The organism is Duganella sp. BJB476 (assembly GCF_003416895.1).
GTDB lineage: Bacteria > Pseudomonadota > Gammaproteobacteria > Burkholderiales > Burkholderiaceae_D > Rugamonas.
In genome coordinates this window covers 31,990-49,809 of sequence record NZ_QVIO01000014.1, presented here as the reverse complement: position 1 = coordinate 49,809, position 17,820 = coordinate 31,990, and the positions used below count along the sequence as shown (strand labels likewise).

Genomic DNA, 17,820 nt, shown 5'->3' with positions numbered 1-17,820 from the left:
AAACCGCCGGCACTGAACGCGATCTTGAGCGCGTCCAGGCTGGCGGTTTTTTAAGCTGTGGCGCGGGCTATTTGGGCACCGCCAGCAGGCCATGGCTGGCCGTCTGCTGCAAGGCTTTCAGGCGCAGCGTGTCGCTGTCCGCCTGTCCGCCCGCGGCGTTGCGGCCGAGCTCGTGGAACTGTTGCAGCACATCGGCCATGCGCGCCGCGTTGGCCGCCAGGGCGCCGGCCGGGCGGCCGCCGTCGAAGTCCAGGCTGGCCTGCTGCGCCTGCGGCGCGCCGGCGTCGAACGCCGACAAGGCTTGCGCCATGCCGCTGACCTGCGCGCTCAAGCCCTGCTTGAACCAGACGTCGGCGGCCGCGTGCTGCTGGCCGTCGGCGCTGGTGTAGCTGGAGGTCAGGCCGATGAGGTTGCCATGGTCGACGGCGCCGCCGCGCTGCACATCCAGGTTCAGGCTGGTGATGCGCAGTTCCGCCAGCGTCTTCAACTCGCCGGGCTGGCTGACGCCGTCGGCATTGGCGTCGACCCACACGCGCAGGTCGCCGTAGCCGGCGTCGAGCGCGCTAATCATGCCGTCGTGGTTGCTGTCCAGTTCCGCCAGCGCCTGGTAACCGTTGGCGGCGGTGCCGCCGGCGGCCAGGCGGGTGGACGAACCGAACAGCTCGCTACCGTCGTCGATGCTGCCGTTGTGGTTGCGGTCCAGCGCCAACAGGCCGTCGCCGGCGCCCACCCAACCGGTGGCGCGCCGCTGGCCGTTGGCCGCCAGGTCGAACTGGACGCCCGCCTCCAGCCCCAGCGTGGTGACGCCGTTGCCGTCCAGGTCCAGCACCAGCGGCGTCTGGAATGGCATGGCGGCCAGCTGGGCCGCGCTGAAGGCGGCGACCTGGTCGGCGCTCAAGGCGTTGTACTGGGTCAAGGAGATCGCGTGGGTCTGGGTGGTGGTCAGCGCCGACAACTGCGCCGTCAGCAGTGCCTGCATCTGCGTCGTCGTCAGCGCGGCGAACTGGCGCGTGCTCAGGCCGGGGATGTCGCGGGTTTCGATGGCGGTCAGGTTGGCCGCCGTCAGGTCGGCGATCAGCGCAGTGCTCAGCGCCCCCAGCTGGGCCGACGAGAACGCCGCCATCTGGGCGCCGGTGAACTGACTGGCGCTGGAAGCGTTCGGCAGCAGCGCGCCGATTTGCGCCAGGCTGAGCGCGGCGATCTGTTCGGTGCCCAGCGCCAGCAACTGGTCGTCATGCAGCGCGCGGATCGCGGCCGTGCCCAGCGCCGCGAGGTCGGCCGTTTCGATGGCCGCCAGCGCAAAAGCCTGGATCTGCACCACCGCCGCCGACCCCAGCGCGGCGAACTGCGCCGTGGTCATGGCGCGCAGCTGGGCCGTGCCCATCGCCGACAGCAGGCTGCCGTCGCGCGCGGCGGCGTTCAGCAGCAGCGGGTTGATCGCGGCCACATCCGCCGTGCTCAGCGCCGCCACCTGGCCGGCGCTCAAGGTGCTCAGCTGGGTGCTGTTGAGCGCGGCCACCTGGGCGCTGCCCAGCGCCGCCAGCTGGGCGGTGCTCAAGACCTGCAGCTGCTGCGTGCGCAGGCCGGCGATGGCCGCGGTTTTCAGTGCCGCCAGGTCCGCCGTTTCCATCGCCGCCAGCGTGGTCAGCTGCAAGGCGCCCAACTGGGCGCTGCTCAGCGTTGCGGCCTGGGTCGTGGTCAGCGCCACGACCTGGGCCGTGCTCAAGCCCTGCAAGGCGCCGGTGCGCAAGGCGGCGATCTGCGCCGTGCCGAGCACGGAAATCAGCTGCGCCGCACTGCCCAGCGGATCGGCGCCGAGCACCGCCATTTGCGCCGACGTCAGCCCGGCCAGCGCCGAGGTGCTCAGCGCAGCCAGGTTGTCGGTGCGGATGGCGGCCACGTCGGACGGCGACAGCAGCGTCAGCTGTTGCGAGTTCAGCGCACGAATCTGCACCGAGTTCAAGGCGTAAATCTGTTGCGTGTTCAGTGCGTCGAGCTGGGCGCTGCGCAGCGACGCCACCTGGGCCGACGTCAGGCCGGCCAGTTGCGACGCGCTCAGGCCGCCGAACGCGGCGCCCGACAGGCCGCCCAGCGCAGCGGTGTTCAACGCGCCGAGGTCGGCGCTTTCCAGGCCCGTCAAGGCGGCCGTGCTCAAGGCCCCCACCTGGGCGCTGTTCAACACGGCGACCTGGGCGGTCGTCAAGGCCGCCAGCTGCATGCTCGCCAGCGCCGCCGCCTGGGCCGTCTTGAGGCCGGCGATGGCGACGGTGCGCAGCGCCGCGACATCCTGGGTCGACATGGCCGCCAGCGTCGCCGGCGCCAGCGCCGCCAGTTGCGCGCTGCTCAACACCGCTGCCTGGCTGGTGCTCAAGGCCGCCAGCTGCGCCGCCGTCAAGCCTTGCAAGGCGGCGGTACCGAAGGCCGCCACCTGCGCCGTGGTCAGCGCGTCGACGCGGGAGGGCGCACCGTTCGGCGCCACGCCCAGCACCGCCATCTGTTCCGACCGCAGGCTGGCGATCGCCGCCGTGCTGAAGGCGGTCAAATGCGCGGTGTCGAGCGCGACGATATCCGCGCTCGACAGGCCGGCCATCTGGAGCGAGCCCAGCGCGCCGATTTGCGCCAGCGTCAATCCGGCCAGCTGGGCGCTGCCGAGGGCGGCGATCTGCTGGCTCAGCAGCGCCGTGACCTGGCGCGTGCTCAGGCTGTTGAGCTGGTTTTGCGACAGATTGGCCAGCAGCGACACATTCAGGCCGGCCACCGCTTGCTGGCTCAGGGCGGCCAGGTTGGTGGTGGCCAGGCCGATCACCATCTGGCTGCTCAGGGCGCCGATCTGCGCGCTGCTCAGCACGCCGAACTGCGCGGTCGTCAACGCCCCCAGCTGGGTGCTGCTCAGCGCCGCCAGCTGCGCACTGCCCAGGCCGGCGATCGCGGACAGCTTCAGCGCGGCCAGGTCGGCCGTCTCCAGCGCGGCGATCTGCCGGGTCGAGAGCGCGGCCACCTGCTGGCTGAGCAGGGCCGCCGCCTGCGTCGTGCTCAGCGCGACGATCTGGCGCGTGTCCAGGCCGGCCAGCGCGGCGCTGCGCAAGGACACGACTTGGGCCGTCGTCAAGGCGTCGATATGGCTGATGCCGGCGGTGTCGGTGCCCAGCACGGCCAACTGATCGGACCTGAGCGCGGCGATGGCCGCGGTCTTCAGCGCGGCCAGGTCATCGCTTTGCAGCGCTGCGATCTGCGCGGTGCTGAAGACGGCGATCTGGCTGCTGCCGAACGCGGCCGCCTCGGCGGTGGTGAGGGCGGCCAGCTGCTCGCTGCCCAGCCCCGACAAGGCGGTGGTGCTCAGCGCCGCGATCTGCGCGCTGCGCAACGAGGCGAACTGGGCGCTGGCGAGGCCGCCGGCTAGGGCCGCCAGTTGCGCCGAGCTGAGCGCCGCGATGGCGGCCGTGCTCAGGCCCGGCAGCGCGCGGCTGTCGAGCGCGGCCAGGTCGATGGTGGTCAGGCCGGCGATCTGGCGCGAGCCGAACGCGTCCAGCTGGGCCGAACTGAAGGCCACGATTTGCTGGGTGCCGATGGCGGCGATCTGGTCGCTGCTCAGCGCCATCACTTGCTGCGATTTCAGCGCCCCCAGTTGCGTCGGCGCCAGTTGCGAGATGATGCGCGTGGTCAGGCCGCTGATGGCGGCGGTGCCCAGCACCGCCATGTTGGCGGTCGTCAGGCCCAGCAGGGTGTTGCTGGACAAGGCGCCCAGTTGCAAGCTGCTCAAGGCGGCCAACTGCTGGGTGGTCAGCGCGGCCAGCTGGGTAGCGGTCATGGCCCGCATCTGGTCGGTCGACAGGCTGGCGAACGCGGCGGCACGCAAGGCCGCCACATCCGCCGCTTCCAGCGCGGCGATGGCGCTGGTGCCGAACGCGGCCAGCTGGGCGCTGCTCAGCGCGGCCGCCTGGGCCGTGCTCAGGGCGACGATCTGGCGCGTGCTCAGGCCGCTGACGGCGGCGCTGCCCAGCGCGGCGATCTGCAGCGTGGACAGCAGGTCGATATGGCTGGCGCCGCCGGTGTCGTTGCCCAGCTGGGCCAGCTGCGCCGAGCTCAGCGCGGCCAGCGCGGCCGCTTTCAGGCCGGTCAGGGCGGCGGGGTCGAGCGCGTCGATGGCGCTCGACGACAGCGCGACGATCTGGCGCGAACCGAAGGCGCCCAGCTGCGCCGACGTCAGCGCGGCCAGTTGCAGCGTGCTCAGGCCGGCCAGCTGGTCGGTGCCGAGGGCGGCGATCTGGCGCGTGCTCAGCGCCGCGACCTGGGCGCTGCTCAGCTTCACCAGCACGCTGACCGGCAAGGCGGCGATCACCGCCGTGCTCAGCGCGCCGACATCGCTGGTCTGCAAGCCGGCCACGGCCGACGAGGACAGCGCCAGCACCTGGCTGCTGCTCAGCGAGGCGACCTGGGCGCTGGTCAGCGCCGTCACCTGGTCGCTGTTGAACGCCGCCACTTGCTGGCTGCCCAGGCCGGTCAGCGCCGCGGTCTTGAGCGCGGCCAGGTCGGCCGTTTCCAGCGCCGCGATGTCGTTGCTGGAGAGCGCGGCCAGCTGGCTGCTGCTCAGTACGGCGGCTTGCGCGGTGCTCAGCGCCACCACCTGGCTGGTGCTCAGGCCGGACAGGCCGAGCGGGCGCAGCGCGGCGATTTGCGCCGTGCCCAGCGTGCCGAACAGGCTGCCGGACGGATCGTTGGCCAGCGCGGCCAGTTGCTCGGCGCTCAGCGCGGCCAGCGCCGAGGTGTTCAGGGTGCGGATGGCAATGGCGCCCAGGGCGGCCACGTCGGCGCTCGACAGGCCGGCGATGTTGCGCGAGCTCAGGCCCAGGATCTGCGGCACGCCCAGGCCGGCGATCTGCGCCGTGTGCAGCCCCGCCAGCTGGGTGCTGGACAGCACGGCAAACTGCTGCGAGGTCAGGCTGGACAATTGCAGCGCGCTCAGGTTGCCGACCGCGGACGCGCTCAGCGCCGCGATATTGGCGGTGCTGAAGGCGGCCATATTGGCGCTGGCGAAGCCGGCGATGGTGTCGGACGACAGCGCCGACAGCTGCGATGCATTCAGGGTCAGGAACTGCGCCATGGTCAGCGCGGCCAGCTGGCCGCTGTTCAGCGCGGCCACCTGGGCCGAGCTCAGGCCGGGAATGGCGGCGGTGCGCAGCGCGGCCAGGTCCAGCGGCTCCATGGCGGCGATCGCTTGCGTGCTCATGGCGCGCAGCTGGCCGCTGCTCAGCGCAGCGACCTGGGTGGCCGTCAACGCCACGGTTTCGGCGGTGGTCAGGCCGGCCAGCGCGGCGCTGCGCAGCGCGGTGATCTGCGCGGTGCTCAAGGCCTGCACCTGGGCGCTGCCCAGCGCGGTCAGCTGGTCCGAATTGAGGCCGACGATGGCGGCGGTGCGCAGGCCGGGCAGGCTGGCGGCGTTGAGCGCGGCCACCTCGGCCGTCGACAGGTTGGCCAGCTGCAGCGAACTGAGCGCGGCGAGCTGCGTCGAGGTCAGGCTGTGGGCCTGGGCGCTGTTCAGGGCGTTCAGTTGCGTGCTCGACAGCGAGGCGATCTGGCGCGTGCCCAGGCCGGCGATTTGCGTTGTGTCCAGGCTGGCGAGGGCGGCGCTGCCCAGCACGGCGATGGCGCCGCTGTTGAGCGCGGCCAGGTCGCCCGGTTCCAGGCCATCCAGGCCGGCGGAGCTCAGGGCGCCGAACTGCGTGCTGCTCAGCGCGGCGATCTGGGCGGTGGTGAGCGCGCGCACTTGCGCGCTGTCGAGCACGGCTATCTGCTGCGTGGACAACCCAGCGATCGACGCGGTTCTCAATGCCGCCACCTGCTCTGTCAACAAGCCATGGACTCCCGACGTCGACAGGCTGCTCAGCTGCTTGCTGCTCAGTGCGGCAGCTTGAGCGCTGCTCAACGTCCAGTAGAAACCCGGTGCGTTGAGTATGGACAAGGCCGACGTGTTCATGGCGGCGATCTGCGCCGTGGTGATCGCACCGAAACCATTGCCGTAGCCCACACCATTCCACAAACCGTAGAACTGAGACGACGAGAGTGCCGCGAACGCGGTCGTGCTGAGCGCCTTGCCGGCGTCAATCGCAAACAGTGTAACGAGGTCGTCGGAGCTCAGGGCGGCGGCCTGGCTTGCGCTCAGTGCCGCCACCATAGCGGTGTTCATGCGTTCGAACTGGCTGGAAGAACTCATTCCCGCGATCTGGGCGGTGGTCAGCGCGGCGACCTGGCGCGTGCTCAAAGCATTGATCTGTAGCGAACCCATGGCGCCCAACTGGGCAGGACTGAGCGAGGCGACGCTGGCAGGACTCAAGGCCAACACCGCGGCGTTCGTCAAGTAATTCAGCACCACGGCGGACAGTGCGTTCAACTGCCGGGTGCTCAGCGATGCGAACTGTGCCGTCGCCAAGGCGTTGACCTGGCCGCTATTCAGCACGGACACCTGCAGCGTGCTCAGGCCCGCGATGCCGGCGATTTTCACCGCGGCCAGGTCAGCCGTCTCCATCGCGGCCAACTGCGCCGTCGACAGGCTGGCGATCTGGGCGCTGCTCAGCGCGGCCGCTTGCGCGGTCGACAGCGCCACCACCTGGTCGGTGGTCAGGCCCGCCAGCATCGAGGTCTTCAACGCGGCCAGCTGAGCCGTGCCCAACAGCGCGATCTGCCCGGGGGCGCCGGCGCCCAGCTGGGCGAACTGGTCGGAGGTCAGCGCGCCGACCGCGTCCGCGCTCAGCGCCTTGATGCCGGCGCTGCCGATGGCGGCGATGTCGGCGGTCGACAGGCCCAGCACCTGGCGCGAACCGAAGGCGCCGATCTGCAGGGAACTAAGGGAGTGGATCTGCGCGCTGCCGAGCGCGGCGATCTGGTCGCTGCTCATGGCGGCGATATGGCGGGTGCCGAAGCCGGCCAGTTGGACCGTGCTCAGCCCGGCCATCAGCGCCGTGCCCAGCACCGGTACCGCCAGCGGATTGAGGACCGCCAGGTCGGCGCTCGACAAGCCGGCCAGGCTGGCGCTGGCGATGGCGCCGATCTGGGCGCTGCCCAATGCGGCGAATTCGCCGGTGGTCAGCGCGCCCAGCTGGGTGCTGCCCAGCGCGGCGATCGTGCGGGTCGACAGCGCGGCCAGCGCCGCCGTTTTCAGCGCGACGAGATCGGCCGTTTCCAGCGCGGCGACGACGTCGGAGGCCAAGGCGTTCAGTTGCGCGCCACTCAGCGCGGCGGCCTGCGCGGTGCTCAGCGCCGCCACCTGGCCCGAGCTCAGCCCCGACATCTGCGCCGTGCTCAGCGCGGCGATGGACTTCGTGCCCAACGCGGCGATGCCGCGCGTGCCGATGGCCAGGATTTCATCGGCCGTCAAGGTCACCAGCTGGTGCGTGCCCAGCGCGGCCAATTGGCCGGTGCTCATCAGGGCCACCTGGTCGGACGACAGGCTGGCGATATCGGCGCTGCTCAAGGCGGCCAGATCGGCCGTTTCAAACGCGGCGATGGCTTGCGTGCTGAGGTTGCTGAAGGCCTGGGTGCCCAGCGCCGCCGCCTGGGCGGTGCTCAGGGCGACGATCTGCGCGCTGCTCAGCGCGCCCATGAAACCGGACGGCAGGGCACCGACGGCGTTCAGGACGGTCGGCTTGATGGCGGCCAGGTCCTGCGTGGTCAACACCGCGACATTGGCGGTGGCCAGGTAGGCCAGCTGGGAGCTGGTCATGACGGACAGGTGATCGGTGCGCAAGGCTGGCACCTGGAGCGAGCTCAACGCCGCAATATCCTCGCTGGTCCACGACAACACGTCCTGGGTGGTCAGGTGGTTGGCGATCTGGTCAGTGGTAATAATGGGGACGAAGGTGCTCATCACGAGTTCCTAATTTGATAACAACTTTCACTATAGCAGAAATTGCGCTAATTTCTACAGAGCAACGAAATTATTTTCCCCGATTTTTATCAAAAGTTACATGAAAAATGCCGCAAAATCAAAGACTTTGCGGCATTCTTAACCAATCAGCAATGGCTTTGTTGTCGCGCGATCAAGCCTTGGCTTCGCCGCCCAACGCTTCCACCACATCGGCCATCAGCTTGGCCAGTTCGCCGCTCATCAGCATGAAATCGCCGTCGAAGCGCTCGTCGTCGTTCTTGGTGCTCGATTCTTTTTCGGCGATCACGTCCAGCGGCTTGATGCCCTTGATCGCCAGCGATTCGGTCAGCACGAAGGAGATCTTGCTGTCCCAGGTCATGGCCAGGCGGGTGCACTGCTTGCCGGCCGCGATGTGGCGGCGCACTTCGTCCGCTTCCAGCGTGTGGCGCACGTAGCGCACGGCCGCCTTGCTCTCGCCGGTGGCGCGCAGTTCGGTATCCATGTCGACCGTGAAGCCGGACGGCGCATCGTCGGCCTGCAGCCATTCGGTCATCACGCCCACCGGCGAGCGCTGCACGCGCAGGCTTTCCAGCGGCAGCTTGTCGACCGCCTTGAGCAGCAGCTTGATCACTTCGTCGGCCTTGGCCGGGCTGGCGGCGTCGACCACCAACCAGCCGTTGACCGGATCGATCCAGGTCCAGACGTTGCTGCGGATCGAGAAGGCGCGCGGCAGCAGTTCGTCGGCCACGCGTTCCTTCAGTTCCTTCATCGCCTTCTTGCCGGGAGCGAAGCCTTGCGCTTCTTCCATTTCGGCGGCGCGCGCCTTGGCGACCTGGTTGATGACGGTGTTCGGCAGCAGCTTCTTCTCGGTGCCCAGCAGGATCAGCATTTGTTTGTTGACGACGTGCACCAAGCCGCCGTTCGGACGCGGCGTGTCCCAACCCTGGCGCAGCAGCTCATTGCTGCTTGCCGGGACGAAGGAGTGGGAGGCCAGCGCTGCTTCCAGTTGTTCGGGGGTGTAGGCCCAAGGGGCCGGCAGACGGTAAATCTGTAGATTCTTGAACCACATGTGTTGAGCCTTGTTTCAGTAATGCCAGGGGAGCGCCATTTTACACGGTGATGGCGGCGCCGGACCGATTGTGTTGCTGACCTAGGCGAACAATTCGCCTTGCCGGGGCAAGGAGGCCTGCGGGCCGGAGCCGGGCGGCTCCAGCGTGCTGGCGCGCACGCCCAGCAGGCGCAGCCGGCGTTGCAGCGGCACCCGCTTCAGGCACTCGCGCGCGGCGTGCAGGATGCCGGTGGTGTCGGCCACCGGCAGCGGCAGGGTGACGTTGCGGCTGACAATCTGGAAATCGTCGAAGCGCAGCTTGATGCTGATGGTGCGGCTGACGTAGCCCTTGCGTTTGAGGTCGTCCGCCAGCCGGGCGCACAGCTGGGTCAGGATGCCGGACAAGGTGTCGCGGTCCTGGCGCGCGTGCAGGTCGCGCTCGAAGGTGGTTTCGCGGCTGATCGACTTGCTCTCGGAGCTGGTGGAGATTTCACGGCGGTCGATGCCGTGCGAGGCCTCGGCCAGCCAGGCCGCGTAGTGGGCGCCGAAATGGTCTTGCAGCAGGCCGGCGTCGGCCGCCGCCAGCTGGCCGATGGTCCCTATGCCCAGCGCCGCCAGCTTCTCGGTGGCCTTGGGGCCGATGCCGTTGATCTTGCGCACGCCCAGCGGCCAGATGCGGGCCGGGATGTCGTCGTAGCCGAGGATGGTCAGGCCGTTGGGCTTGTCCAGGTCCGAGCAGATCTTCGACAGCAGCTTGTTGGGCGTCACGCCGATCGAGCACGACAACCCGGTGGCGTCGCGCACGGCCTGCTTGATGCGCTGCGCCAGCTCGCGCGTCTCGCCTTCGACGTGAGTCAGGTCGATATAGATTTCATCGATGCCGCGGTCCTCGAAATCCGGCGCGATGGCGGCCACGGCGTTCTTGAACAGCCGCGAACAATGGCGGTAGGCGTCGAAGTTGACCGGCAGCAGGATCGCGTCCGGCGCCAGCTTGGCCGCCTTCATCATGCCCATGGCCGAGCCGACGCCGAGCGCGCGCGCCTCGTAGGTGGCGGTGGTGATGACGCCGCGTCCGACATAGTCGCGCAGGCGGGAAAACGTGTGGGTGCCGTCCGCCTGCGCCACCGGCTGGGCGTCGCGGCCGCCGCCGATGACCACCGGCAAGCCGCGCAGCTCGGGATAACGCAACAGCTCGACGGACGCATAAAACGCGTCCATGTCGAGGTGGGCAATGCGGCGCTGGTCGTCAACCATGGTGCGGGTAAAATTACTGTGAATACATACAGTATCTACGGAAATCATTCGCGCCGCAAGACCCCACCTTTTGCCGGGGCCTGATGTTACACTTTGGAAACTATCTGTTTCCTCCTGACGACATGTCCAAGCGCCCGCGCACCCTCTTGCTGTGCCTGCTGCTGTCCGCCGCGCCTGCGGCGTGGGCGGCGGACGCCCCCTGCGCGCCGGCGCGGGCCGGGCTGAGCGACCTGGGCTACTCGGCCTACCGCGACGGCGCCGCCATCCGCGGCATCACGGCCGACGTGCTGGAGGCGATGCGCAAGCGCAGCGGCTGCACCTTCCAGCTGGAGTGGTATCCGCACGGCCGGCTGTATGCGCAGTTCTTCAACGGCCAGCTGGACCTGACCGGCGCCTCGCTGCGTACCGCCGAGCGCGACCGCCATGGCGTGTGGCTGCCCTACACCTACACCCGTTTCGAGCTGCTGCTGCTCAACAAGAGCGCCGGCAAGTTCCGCAGCCTGGCGGAGTTTGTCGAGCACAGCACGGCGCGGCTGAACGTCACGCGCGGCATCTCCTATTCCGCCGCGACGATGGTGCAGATGGAACGGCTGCAAAAGCTGGGGCGGCTGGAATACGTCAACGACTACGGCGTGGTGTTCCGCAAGATCCTGGCCGGACGGGCCGAAGGCACGCTGGCGCCGCCCGCCATCCACGTGCTGCACCAGCGCCAGTTTCACATGCTGGGCAAGATGACGGCCACGCCGTTCGCCGAATCGCCGCGCGCGCTGGTGGGCATGTATGTGTCGAAGCAGGTGCCCGCGCCGACGCTACACCGCTACACCGAGGCGCTGCGCGCCATCATCGGCGACGGCGGCGTGCAGAAAATCTACGAGCGCTATCTTGGCGAGGAGATCGCCCGCCAGATCTTCAGCGGCGGCGTGCGCGAGCTGCTGGACGCCCTGCCGGGCAACTAGCCGTGGCGGGCGCGGAACCACGCCGCGCTGGCCTCGTCGGCCGGGAAGAACGATTCTATCCTCAGCTCGTGCACGGTGACATCGTGCGGCGTGCCCAAGGTGGCGATAGTGGTGAACAGGTTCAGTTCGACGCCGTCCTTGCGCAGCGTCAGCGGCAGGAAGGGCAAGGCGCGGCGGTCCAGGTTGGGAATTGCATGGCCCACCCCGGACATGCCGGCGATGCCGGGCAGCGCCAGCAACTCGCCCAGCAGCAGGGTCGCCTCGCTGCCGGGGCCGTCGCTCATGGCTTCGCGCTGTATCCAGTGCAGCGAGTCGGCGCTGACTTCTGCCCAGTTGTGCAGGTACTGGCGCACGCCGTTCGGGTCCAGCATCAGCTTGAGCACGTTGACCGAGCCGTCGGTGGGAATGGCCGCGTCCTCCGGCATGCCCAGCAGCCAGCGCATCATGCCGGCCGCCGGCGCGTTGGCCATCTGCAGATTCCACAGGCGATCGACCACCAGCGCCGGATACGGCGCCTGCTGCGCCAGCATGAAGTCCAGCGCCTGGCGCACCGCGCCCAGTTCGGGATCGGACAGCTTGCGTTCCTGGTAGGCCGGCGCGAAGCCGGCCGCCAGCAGCATGACGTTGCGTTGTCGCAGGGGGATTTCCAGCACCATGCCCAGCTTCAGTATCAAGTCCTTGCTCGGTTGCGAGCGGCCGCTTTCCAGGAAGCTGATGTGGCGCTGCGAAATCTCGCTCTCGGTCGACAGGCGCAGCTGGCTGTAGCCGCGCTTGCCGCGCCAGTACTTCAGCGCGGTGGCGAAGTCGCTGAAATAGTCGGCCACGCCGTTCATGCCGGCGCCACGTCGAGGAAGTCCAGCAGGTCGGCGTTGACGCGGTCCAGGTGGGTGACGAACATGCCGTGCGGCGCACCTTCGTAGCGGTGCAGGCGCACGTCCGGGATCAGCGCGGCGCTCGGGGCGGCGGTCAGTTCGAATGGCGCGCTGACGTCGGCGTCGCCGGCGATCAGCAGCACCGGACGGTCGATGCGCGGCAGTTCGGGCCGGAAATCGGCGCCGTCTAGAGCGCGGTTGCATTCCGTCAGCGCTTGCAGCGAGGTGCCCAGCGCCAGCTGGCGCAGCCAGTTGGCGATCGCCGGCGAGGTGTCGGGCGTCAGGAACGGCGGCAGGTTGTCGTCCACCCACTGCGGGAAATCGCGCGCCAGCTGCTGGTTGCGGAAGTAGTCCAGCAAGGCGGGGGCTATGCCGTCGGGGTTGCTGTCGTCCTGGGTGATCATCGGCGTCATCGTGCCCAGCAGCGCGACGCGGGCCACGCGGGCGCTGCCGTGGCGGCTCAGGTAGCGGACGATTTCGTTGCAGCCCATCGAATGACCGACCAGCGTCACGCGATGCAGGTCCAGCGCCTCGATGACGGCGGCCAGGTCGTCGGCCAGCGTGTCGAAATCGTAGCCGCGTCCCGGATCGCTGGAGCGGCCGTGGCCGCGCCGGTCGAAGGCGATGCAGCGCAGGCCGCGCTGCGACAGCGCCAGCATCTGGTATTGCCACATGTCCGACGGCATGGACCAGCTGGCCACGAACAGCACCGGCGCGCCATCGCCCCAGTCGCGGTAGAACAGGTCGACGCCATCGTCGGTGCGGATGTATCCCGGTGCGCTCAGTGCAGGCATGATGATCTCCTTGGAAGGTAATGATAGCTCGACTGTAATCAGGCGGCGTTCAGGAAGCCGGTGACGCGGGTCAGGCGGCCGTCGGCGCCGAGCTCGGCGACATCGGTGCCGTGCGCCACCGGCGCGCTGCCGGGCGCGGCCAGCGTCCACGAGAAGCGCACCACATGGTTGTGGCCGTCCGGCGTGCCGTCCAGTTCGAAGCGGAAGCCGGGGAACTGGCTTTGCGCGCCGGCGATCATGGCGTCGATGCCGTCGTGGCCGGCGCCGCGCATCATCGGGTCGAGGTAGCTGGCGTCGAGCGCGAAGGCGCGCGCCACCAGGGCGCGGCGGGCGGCGGCGTCGCGTTCGTTCCAGACGGCCAGGTATAGCGTAGCGATGTGGGATGGGGTAGTCATGCTGATCTCCTTGAGTGGGTTGTGTCGTGGCGACAGAAACCATTCTCCGGAAATCGGTGCGCGGCGGCGATTACGTCCCAGGTAATCGTCGCGCCACCACCAGCACGGCGCCGGCCACCAGGCTGGCCGCCAGCAGATAGATGCCGTTGGCGGTGCTGCCGCTCGCATCCTTGATGGCGCCGACCAGGTAGGGACTGGCGAAGCCGGCCAGGTTGCCGACCGAGTTGATCAAGGCGATGCCGGCCGCCGCCGCCGCGCCGCCCAGCATGGCGGTCGGCAAGCTCCAGAAGATCGGGAAGGTGCTCAGGATGCCGGCCGTCGCCACGCTCAGCGCGGCCATGGCGATGACGGTGTTGTCGCTGTAGACAGTGGCCACCACCAGGCCCAGCGCGCCGGCCACGGCGGCAGCGGCCGCGTGCCAGCGCCGTTCGCCGCTGCGGTCGGAGTGGCGCGCGGCCAGCACCATCGCCACCGCCGCCACCGAGTACGGGATCGCCGTCAACAGGCCGATATCGAACACGTCCTTGACGCCGCTGTTCTTGATCAACTGCGGCAGCCAGAAGCTCACGCCGTACAAGCCCATCACGAACAGGAAGTACACCAGCGCCAGCAGCCATACCTTGCCGCTGCCGAATACCTGCGCCAGCGGCAGACGCTGCTGATGCTGGCCGTCTTCGGCGATGGCGCGCTCCAGCTGCTGCTTGTCGTCCTCGCTGAGCCACTTGGCGCTGCGGATGCCGTCGTCCAGGTAGAACAGCGTCCAGACGCCGATCAGCACCGACGGCAAGCCTTCCAGCAGGAACAGCCATTGCCAGCCGCTGAGGCCATATAGTCCGGCGAAGGTTTTCATGATCCAGCCCGACAGCGGTCCGCCGACCACGCCGGCCACCGCCACCCCGCTCATGAACAGCGCCACCATGCGCGCGCGGCGATGGGCCGGATACCAGTACGTCAGATACAGGATGATGCCGGGGAAGAAGCCGGCCTCCGCCGCGCCGAGCAGGAAGCGCAGCAGATAAAACGTCGCCACGCTGTTGGCCAGCATCAGCGCCGACGAGATCAAGCCCCAGCTGATCATGATGCGGGCGATCCAGATGCGGGCGCCGGTGCGCGTCATCAGCAGGTTGGACGGCACCTCGAACAGGAAGTAGCCGACGAAGAAGATGCCGGCGCCGATGCCATAGACGGTATCGCTGAAACGCAGGTCGGCCAGCATCTGCAATTTGGCGAAGCCGACGTTGACCCGGTCCAGGTAGGCGGCCACGTAACACAGGAACAGGAAAGGCATCAGCCGCCAGCTGACGCGGCGGTACAGGGGGTCGAGCTGGTGATCGTGGTGGCGCATGCTGGCGGTCCTTATTCTGGGTATTCGGCGCGGGGCTATGGTGACACCGGGAAGCGAGGCCGCAAACAAATTTTCTAAATTATTTACAAAAACCCTTGCGGAACGGATAAACCAGCTTGTAGAATACGGCCTCGTTCAGCAGTTGTGACAAAGTAGTGAAGCAAAGCTGATATGTTTTCTGGGTGCTTAGCTCAGTTGGTAGAGCGGCGCCCTTACAAGGCGTAGGTCGGGAGTTCGACCCTCTCAGCACCCACCAAGAAAACAGAAAAAACGAAATTTGGAGCGGTAGTTCAGTTGGTTAGAATACCGGCCTGTCACGCCGGGGGTCGCGGGTTCGAGTCCCGTCCGCTCCGCCAAATTCCTTTAAGGGCCCGATTCGTCGGGCCCTTAATCATTTCTGCGCCGCTTTTATCCCAACTCGTACCAGACTCCGCGCCCGCTGCCGAACTGCCTCAACTGGCCATGTTCAACCAGGTTGCGAAAATGCGGCTTCAAAGTGTTTCGGTTGCGGCCGGAGGCCCGCAAGATATCCGCCATCGTCACCCGGCCATGTTCTCGTGCAAACTGCACGATTTGCAGCGACAGTTCAGGTAGCGCCGCCAGCACAACACGCTCCAGCTCGACCTTCTTCTCAAGCCGGCGTATCTGTTCCGCCAGCGAACGCAGAAAAAACAGCAGCCACGGTTGCCAATCCGGCGCATCGCTGCGGATCGTCGCTTGCGTTTGCCTGAGCGCCAGGTAATACGATTCCTTGCTTGCTTCAATCACGCTTTCCAGTGAGCTGTAAGGTACGAATGCATAGCCGGAGCGGAGCAATAGCAAGGTGGTCAAAATACGACTCAAGCGCCCATTACCGTCCTGGAATGGATGAATCGCCAGGAAAACAACCGTGAAAATGGCGATCACCAGCAAAGGATGCAGCCGCCCGCCACGCAACTCCTGCACGCTCCAATCTAGAAGCTCAGCCATGAGTCGCGGCGTATCAAACGGCGACGCTGTTTCGAACACGACGCCCAACTGCCAGCCATCGGCGTCGAAGGCAACCACGCTATTGATGCTGGTCTTGTATGCGCCGCGATGCCGCTCGTCCTTGTCGCTATGACGCAGCAGCATCTGGTGCAATTGCTTGATATGGTTTTCGGTCACCGGAATGTCTGGCCAAGAGTGGAATACGACGTCCATTAATTCCGCATAGCCCGCCACTTCCTGTTCATCGCGCGTGACAAACGATTTGACCTTGAGATTGGAAAGCAAGCGCGCCACCTCGCGATCTGACAAGCTGGCGCCTTCAATACGGGTGGAGGAGCCGATACTTTCAATGGTGGCGACGCGGCGCAAGGCCGACAGCCGGTCCGGCGCAAGCCGGCCCAAGGCCCGCCAGGCACCTTTGAATTCATCGATCCCCGCAATAAGATTCAGGATCTCAGGGGTGATGTGCAGAGTATCGGTACGCAGCATACAACCAATAATACACCCATTTACAACCAATTAAGTCCCGCCTAATTGAGCGGATGTTATCCTTCCGGCATGAGTATTCCGACACCGTTCCGCACGCCCTATCTGCGTTTCCGCATCCGCATGGCGCACCAGGCGATGCTGCAGTTCGTCGCCAGTTTCAAGACTTCGCTGGAATACATACTGCTCGGTTTCGGCCAGGTGCTGGTGGGGCTGATCGCCTGCCTGGCCCTGCCCGGATTGTTTGCGGCGACGCGGCCGTGGCCGCAGGCGCTGGGCTTGTTCGCCGGCCAGACGCTGATCGCCAGCGCGCCGGTCTGGCTGCTGCGCAAACGGCTGCTGCCGGCGCAGGCGCTGCTGTGGTGCCGTCCGCTGCCGATTCCGGCACGCCTGCAATGGGGCGCCAACATCGCCGTGGCCGGCATGATCATCGTTCCGTTGAGCATGGCTTACGCAATTTCCACCACCATCTGGCTGTACCAATGGCCGGACTGGCTGCAACCGGTCGCCCCGCAGGCGCTGCTGCTGACCGTCGGCTCGCTGCTGCTGGGCTGGATCGTCTCGACGCTGGTGCTGGCACAGCGTTGCCGCATGCCGGCCGCCGCCAGGCTAGCCCCCGACCGCCCAGCGCCAGGCCCGTATGTTCCGGCGGCGCTGCGCCGGGGCGCCAGCGCCGGCGCCCCGGCGCAGCGCGCGCGGACCGCGCTGTATCACTGGCGCCAGCTGTTCTGGCTGCCGTTCTGGCGCGCCGAGAACGTGGTCGGCATCCAGCAGACCGTGCTGCTGCTGGGCGCCGCGCTGGGCATCGCCGTGTGGCTGTGGCATCCGCCGGTGGTGCCGCCGGCGCTGTGGGGCTTCAACGCCGCGATCCTGTTGATGCTGCTGACCGACCGCGGCGACAAGGCCGTCACCGAACAGATCGCCCTGCTGCGCCCGGTCGCGGCGGCGTGGCCGGTGCGCATCGAGCGCCTGTTCCGCTTTGCGCGCGTGTCCACGCTGCTGCCCGGCCTGGCCGTGATGGCCTGGTTCGCGCTGCTGACCTTGGGCCACCTGGGCCGCGCCAGCAGCGCCGGCTACAGCACCACCGTCGCCACCGTCTGGCTGTGCTTTGCCGGCGTCGCCCAAGTCGCCATCATCTCGCTGCGCCGCCTGAGCGTGCGCGGCCGCGTTGGGCTGGTCATCAGCGCCATCATCATCCTGACTGCCATTGGAAGCGAACTATGGAATTGAACCCCGTGCTGCGCATCGACCAGCTGACCTTCGAATACGCCAGCCATCCGCTGTTCCGCCGCTTCGACCTGCAACTGGGTGCGGGCATCACCTGGCTGCGCGGCGAAAACGGCGCCGGCAAGACCACGCTGCTGAAGCTGGCCGGCGGCGCGCTGACGCCGCATGCAGGCGCCATCACGCTGGACGGCCTGGACATCCAGGCCCAGCCGCTGGCCTACCGCCTGCAGTGCTACTACTGCGGCGGCGACACGCCGCAACTGCCGTGGCTGACGGTGCGCGAAATCCTCGACCTGCACCTGTCGCTGTATCCCGACACCGATGCCGCGCTGCTCAACGCCGAACTGCAAGCCTTCCACCTGCTGCACACGCTGGACCAGCCGGTCACCACGCTGTCGCTGGGCCAGCACAAGAAGATGCAGCTGTCGCTGGCGCTGGCGCTGCCGGTGCGGCTACTGCTGATCGACGAGCCCTTCAACGGCCTCGACGCCGACGCCATGGCCTATCTGCGGCAACAGCTGTCGGCGCCCGAACGGCTGGCGCGCCAGTGCATCCTGCTCACCAGCCACCTCGACCCGGCCTTGCCGCTGTCCGCTACCGTGCAACTTTAAGT

General features: G+C 67.6%; 11 protein-coding genes and 2 tRNA genes. 5 read left to right on the top strand and 8 right to left on the bottom strand.

The genetic code is table 11. From position 1 onward, the window contains the following. Window positions 1-67: 67 nt before the first annotated feature. From D0T21_RS30895 to dinB, 3 genes are all read right to left on the bottom strand, one after another. Entirely contained in the window at window positions 68-7,861 is a 7,794-nt protein-coding gene (locus D0T21_RS30895) for a hypothetical protein (protein ID WP_116993816.1), read from the bottom strand. Window positions 7,862-8,033: 172 nt separating this feature from the next. Beyond that, window positions 8,034-8,930, bottom strand: a complete 897-nt coding sequence (locus tag D0T21_RS30890; protein ID WP_116993817.1) for a recombination-associated protein RdgC — start codon at window positions 8,928-8,930, stop codon at window positions 8,034-8,036. A gap of 81 nt (window positions 8,931-9,011) precedes the next feature. Then, entirely contained in the window at window positions 9,012-10,163 is a 1,152-nt protein-coding gene (dinB, locus tag D0T21_RS30885) for a DNA polymerase IV (RefSeq protein ID WP_116993818.1), read from the bottom strand. Between the two features lie 122 nt (window positions 10,164-10,285). Here dinB and D0T21_RS30880 point away from each other — a divergent pair, with 122 nt between their 5' ends. After that, window positions 10,286-11,119: an ABC transporter substrate-binding protein gene (locus D0T21_RS30880; RefSeq protein ID WP_116993819.1), complete on the top strand. Its 834-nt coding sequence runs from the start codon at window positions 10,286-10,288 to the stop codon at window positions 11,117-11,119. Here D0T21_RS30880 and D0T21_RS30875 read toward each other — a convergent pair. The 4 genes from D0T21_RS30875 to D0T21_RS30860 form a co-directional block, all read right to left on the bottom strand. Beyond that, window positions 11,116-11,952 (bottom strand): helix-turn-helix domain-containing protein, encoded by an 837-nt coding sequence (locus D0T21_RS30875; protein WP_116993820.1) that lies wholly within the window; start codon window positions 11,950-11,952, stop codon window positions 11,116-11,118. The two genes, D0T21_RS30880 and D0T21_RS30875, sit on opposite strands and share 4 nt — an antisense overlap. Next, window positions 11,949-12,785 carry an alpha/beta fold hydrolase gene (locus tag D0T21_RS30870; RefSeq protein ID WP_116993821.1) on the bottom strand — a complete coding sequence of 279 codons (837 nt, stop codon included), beginning with the start codon at window positions 12,783-12,785 and terminating at the stop codon, window positions 11,949-11,951. Before D0T21_RS30870 ends, D0T21_RS30875 begins: the two co-directional genes overlap by 4 nt. Before the next feature lie 38 nt (window positions 12,786-12,823). Next, complete coding sequence (locus D0T21_RS30865; RefSeq protein ID WP_116993822.1) at window positions 12,824-13,180, bottom strand: nuclear transport factor 2 family protein; 357 nt, start codon at window positions 13,178-13,180, stop codon at window positions 12,824-12,826. A 70-nt stretch (window positions 13,181-13,250) separates the two neighbouring features. Further along, on the bottom strand, window positions 13,251-14,525 hold the full coding sequence (locus D0T21_RS30860) for an MFS transporter (protein ID WP_116993823.1): 1,275 nt from the start codon (window positions 14,523-14,525) through the stop codon (window positions 13,251-13,253). Window positions 14,526-14,705: 180 nt separating this feature from the next. Here D0T21_RS30860 and D0T21_RS30855 point away from each other — a divergent pair. Beyond that, window positions 14,706-14,781 (top strand) — tRNA-Val (locus tag D0T21_RS30855). Window positions 14,782-14,804: 23 nt separating this feature from the next. Beyond that, window positions 14,805-14,881, top strand: a tRNA-Asp gene (locus tag D0T21_RS30850). A 52-nt stretch (window positions 14,882-14,933) separates the two neighbouring features. Here the strand turns inward: D0T21_RS30850 and D0T21_RS30845 are convergent. Next, a complete protein-coding gene (locus D0T21_RS30845) occupies window positions 14,934-15,983 on the bottom strand; it encodes a Fic family protein (RefSeq protein WP_116993824.1) in 1,050 nt (349 codons plus the stop codon). 69 nt (window positions 15,984-16,052) lie between these two features. Here D0T21_RS30845 and D0T21_RS30840 point away from each other — a divergent pair, with 69 nt between their 5' ends. Both D0T21_RS30840 and D0T21_RS30835 read left to right on the top strand, forming a co-directional pair. Then, a complete protein-coding gene (locus D0T21_RS30840) occupies window positions 16,053-17,210 on the top strand; it encodes a hypothetical protein (protein ID WP_229211709.1) in 1,158 nt (385 codons plus the stop codon). Next, entirely contained in the window at window positions 17,201-17,818 is a 618-nt protein-coding gene (locus D0T21_RS30835; protein WP_116993825.1) for an ATP-binding cassette domain-containing protein, read from the top strand. Before D0T21_RS30840 ends, D0T21_RS30835 begins: the two co-directional genes overlap by 10 nt. Window positions 17,819-17,820 lie beyond the last annotated feature (2 nt).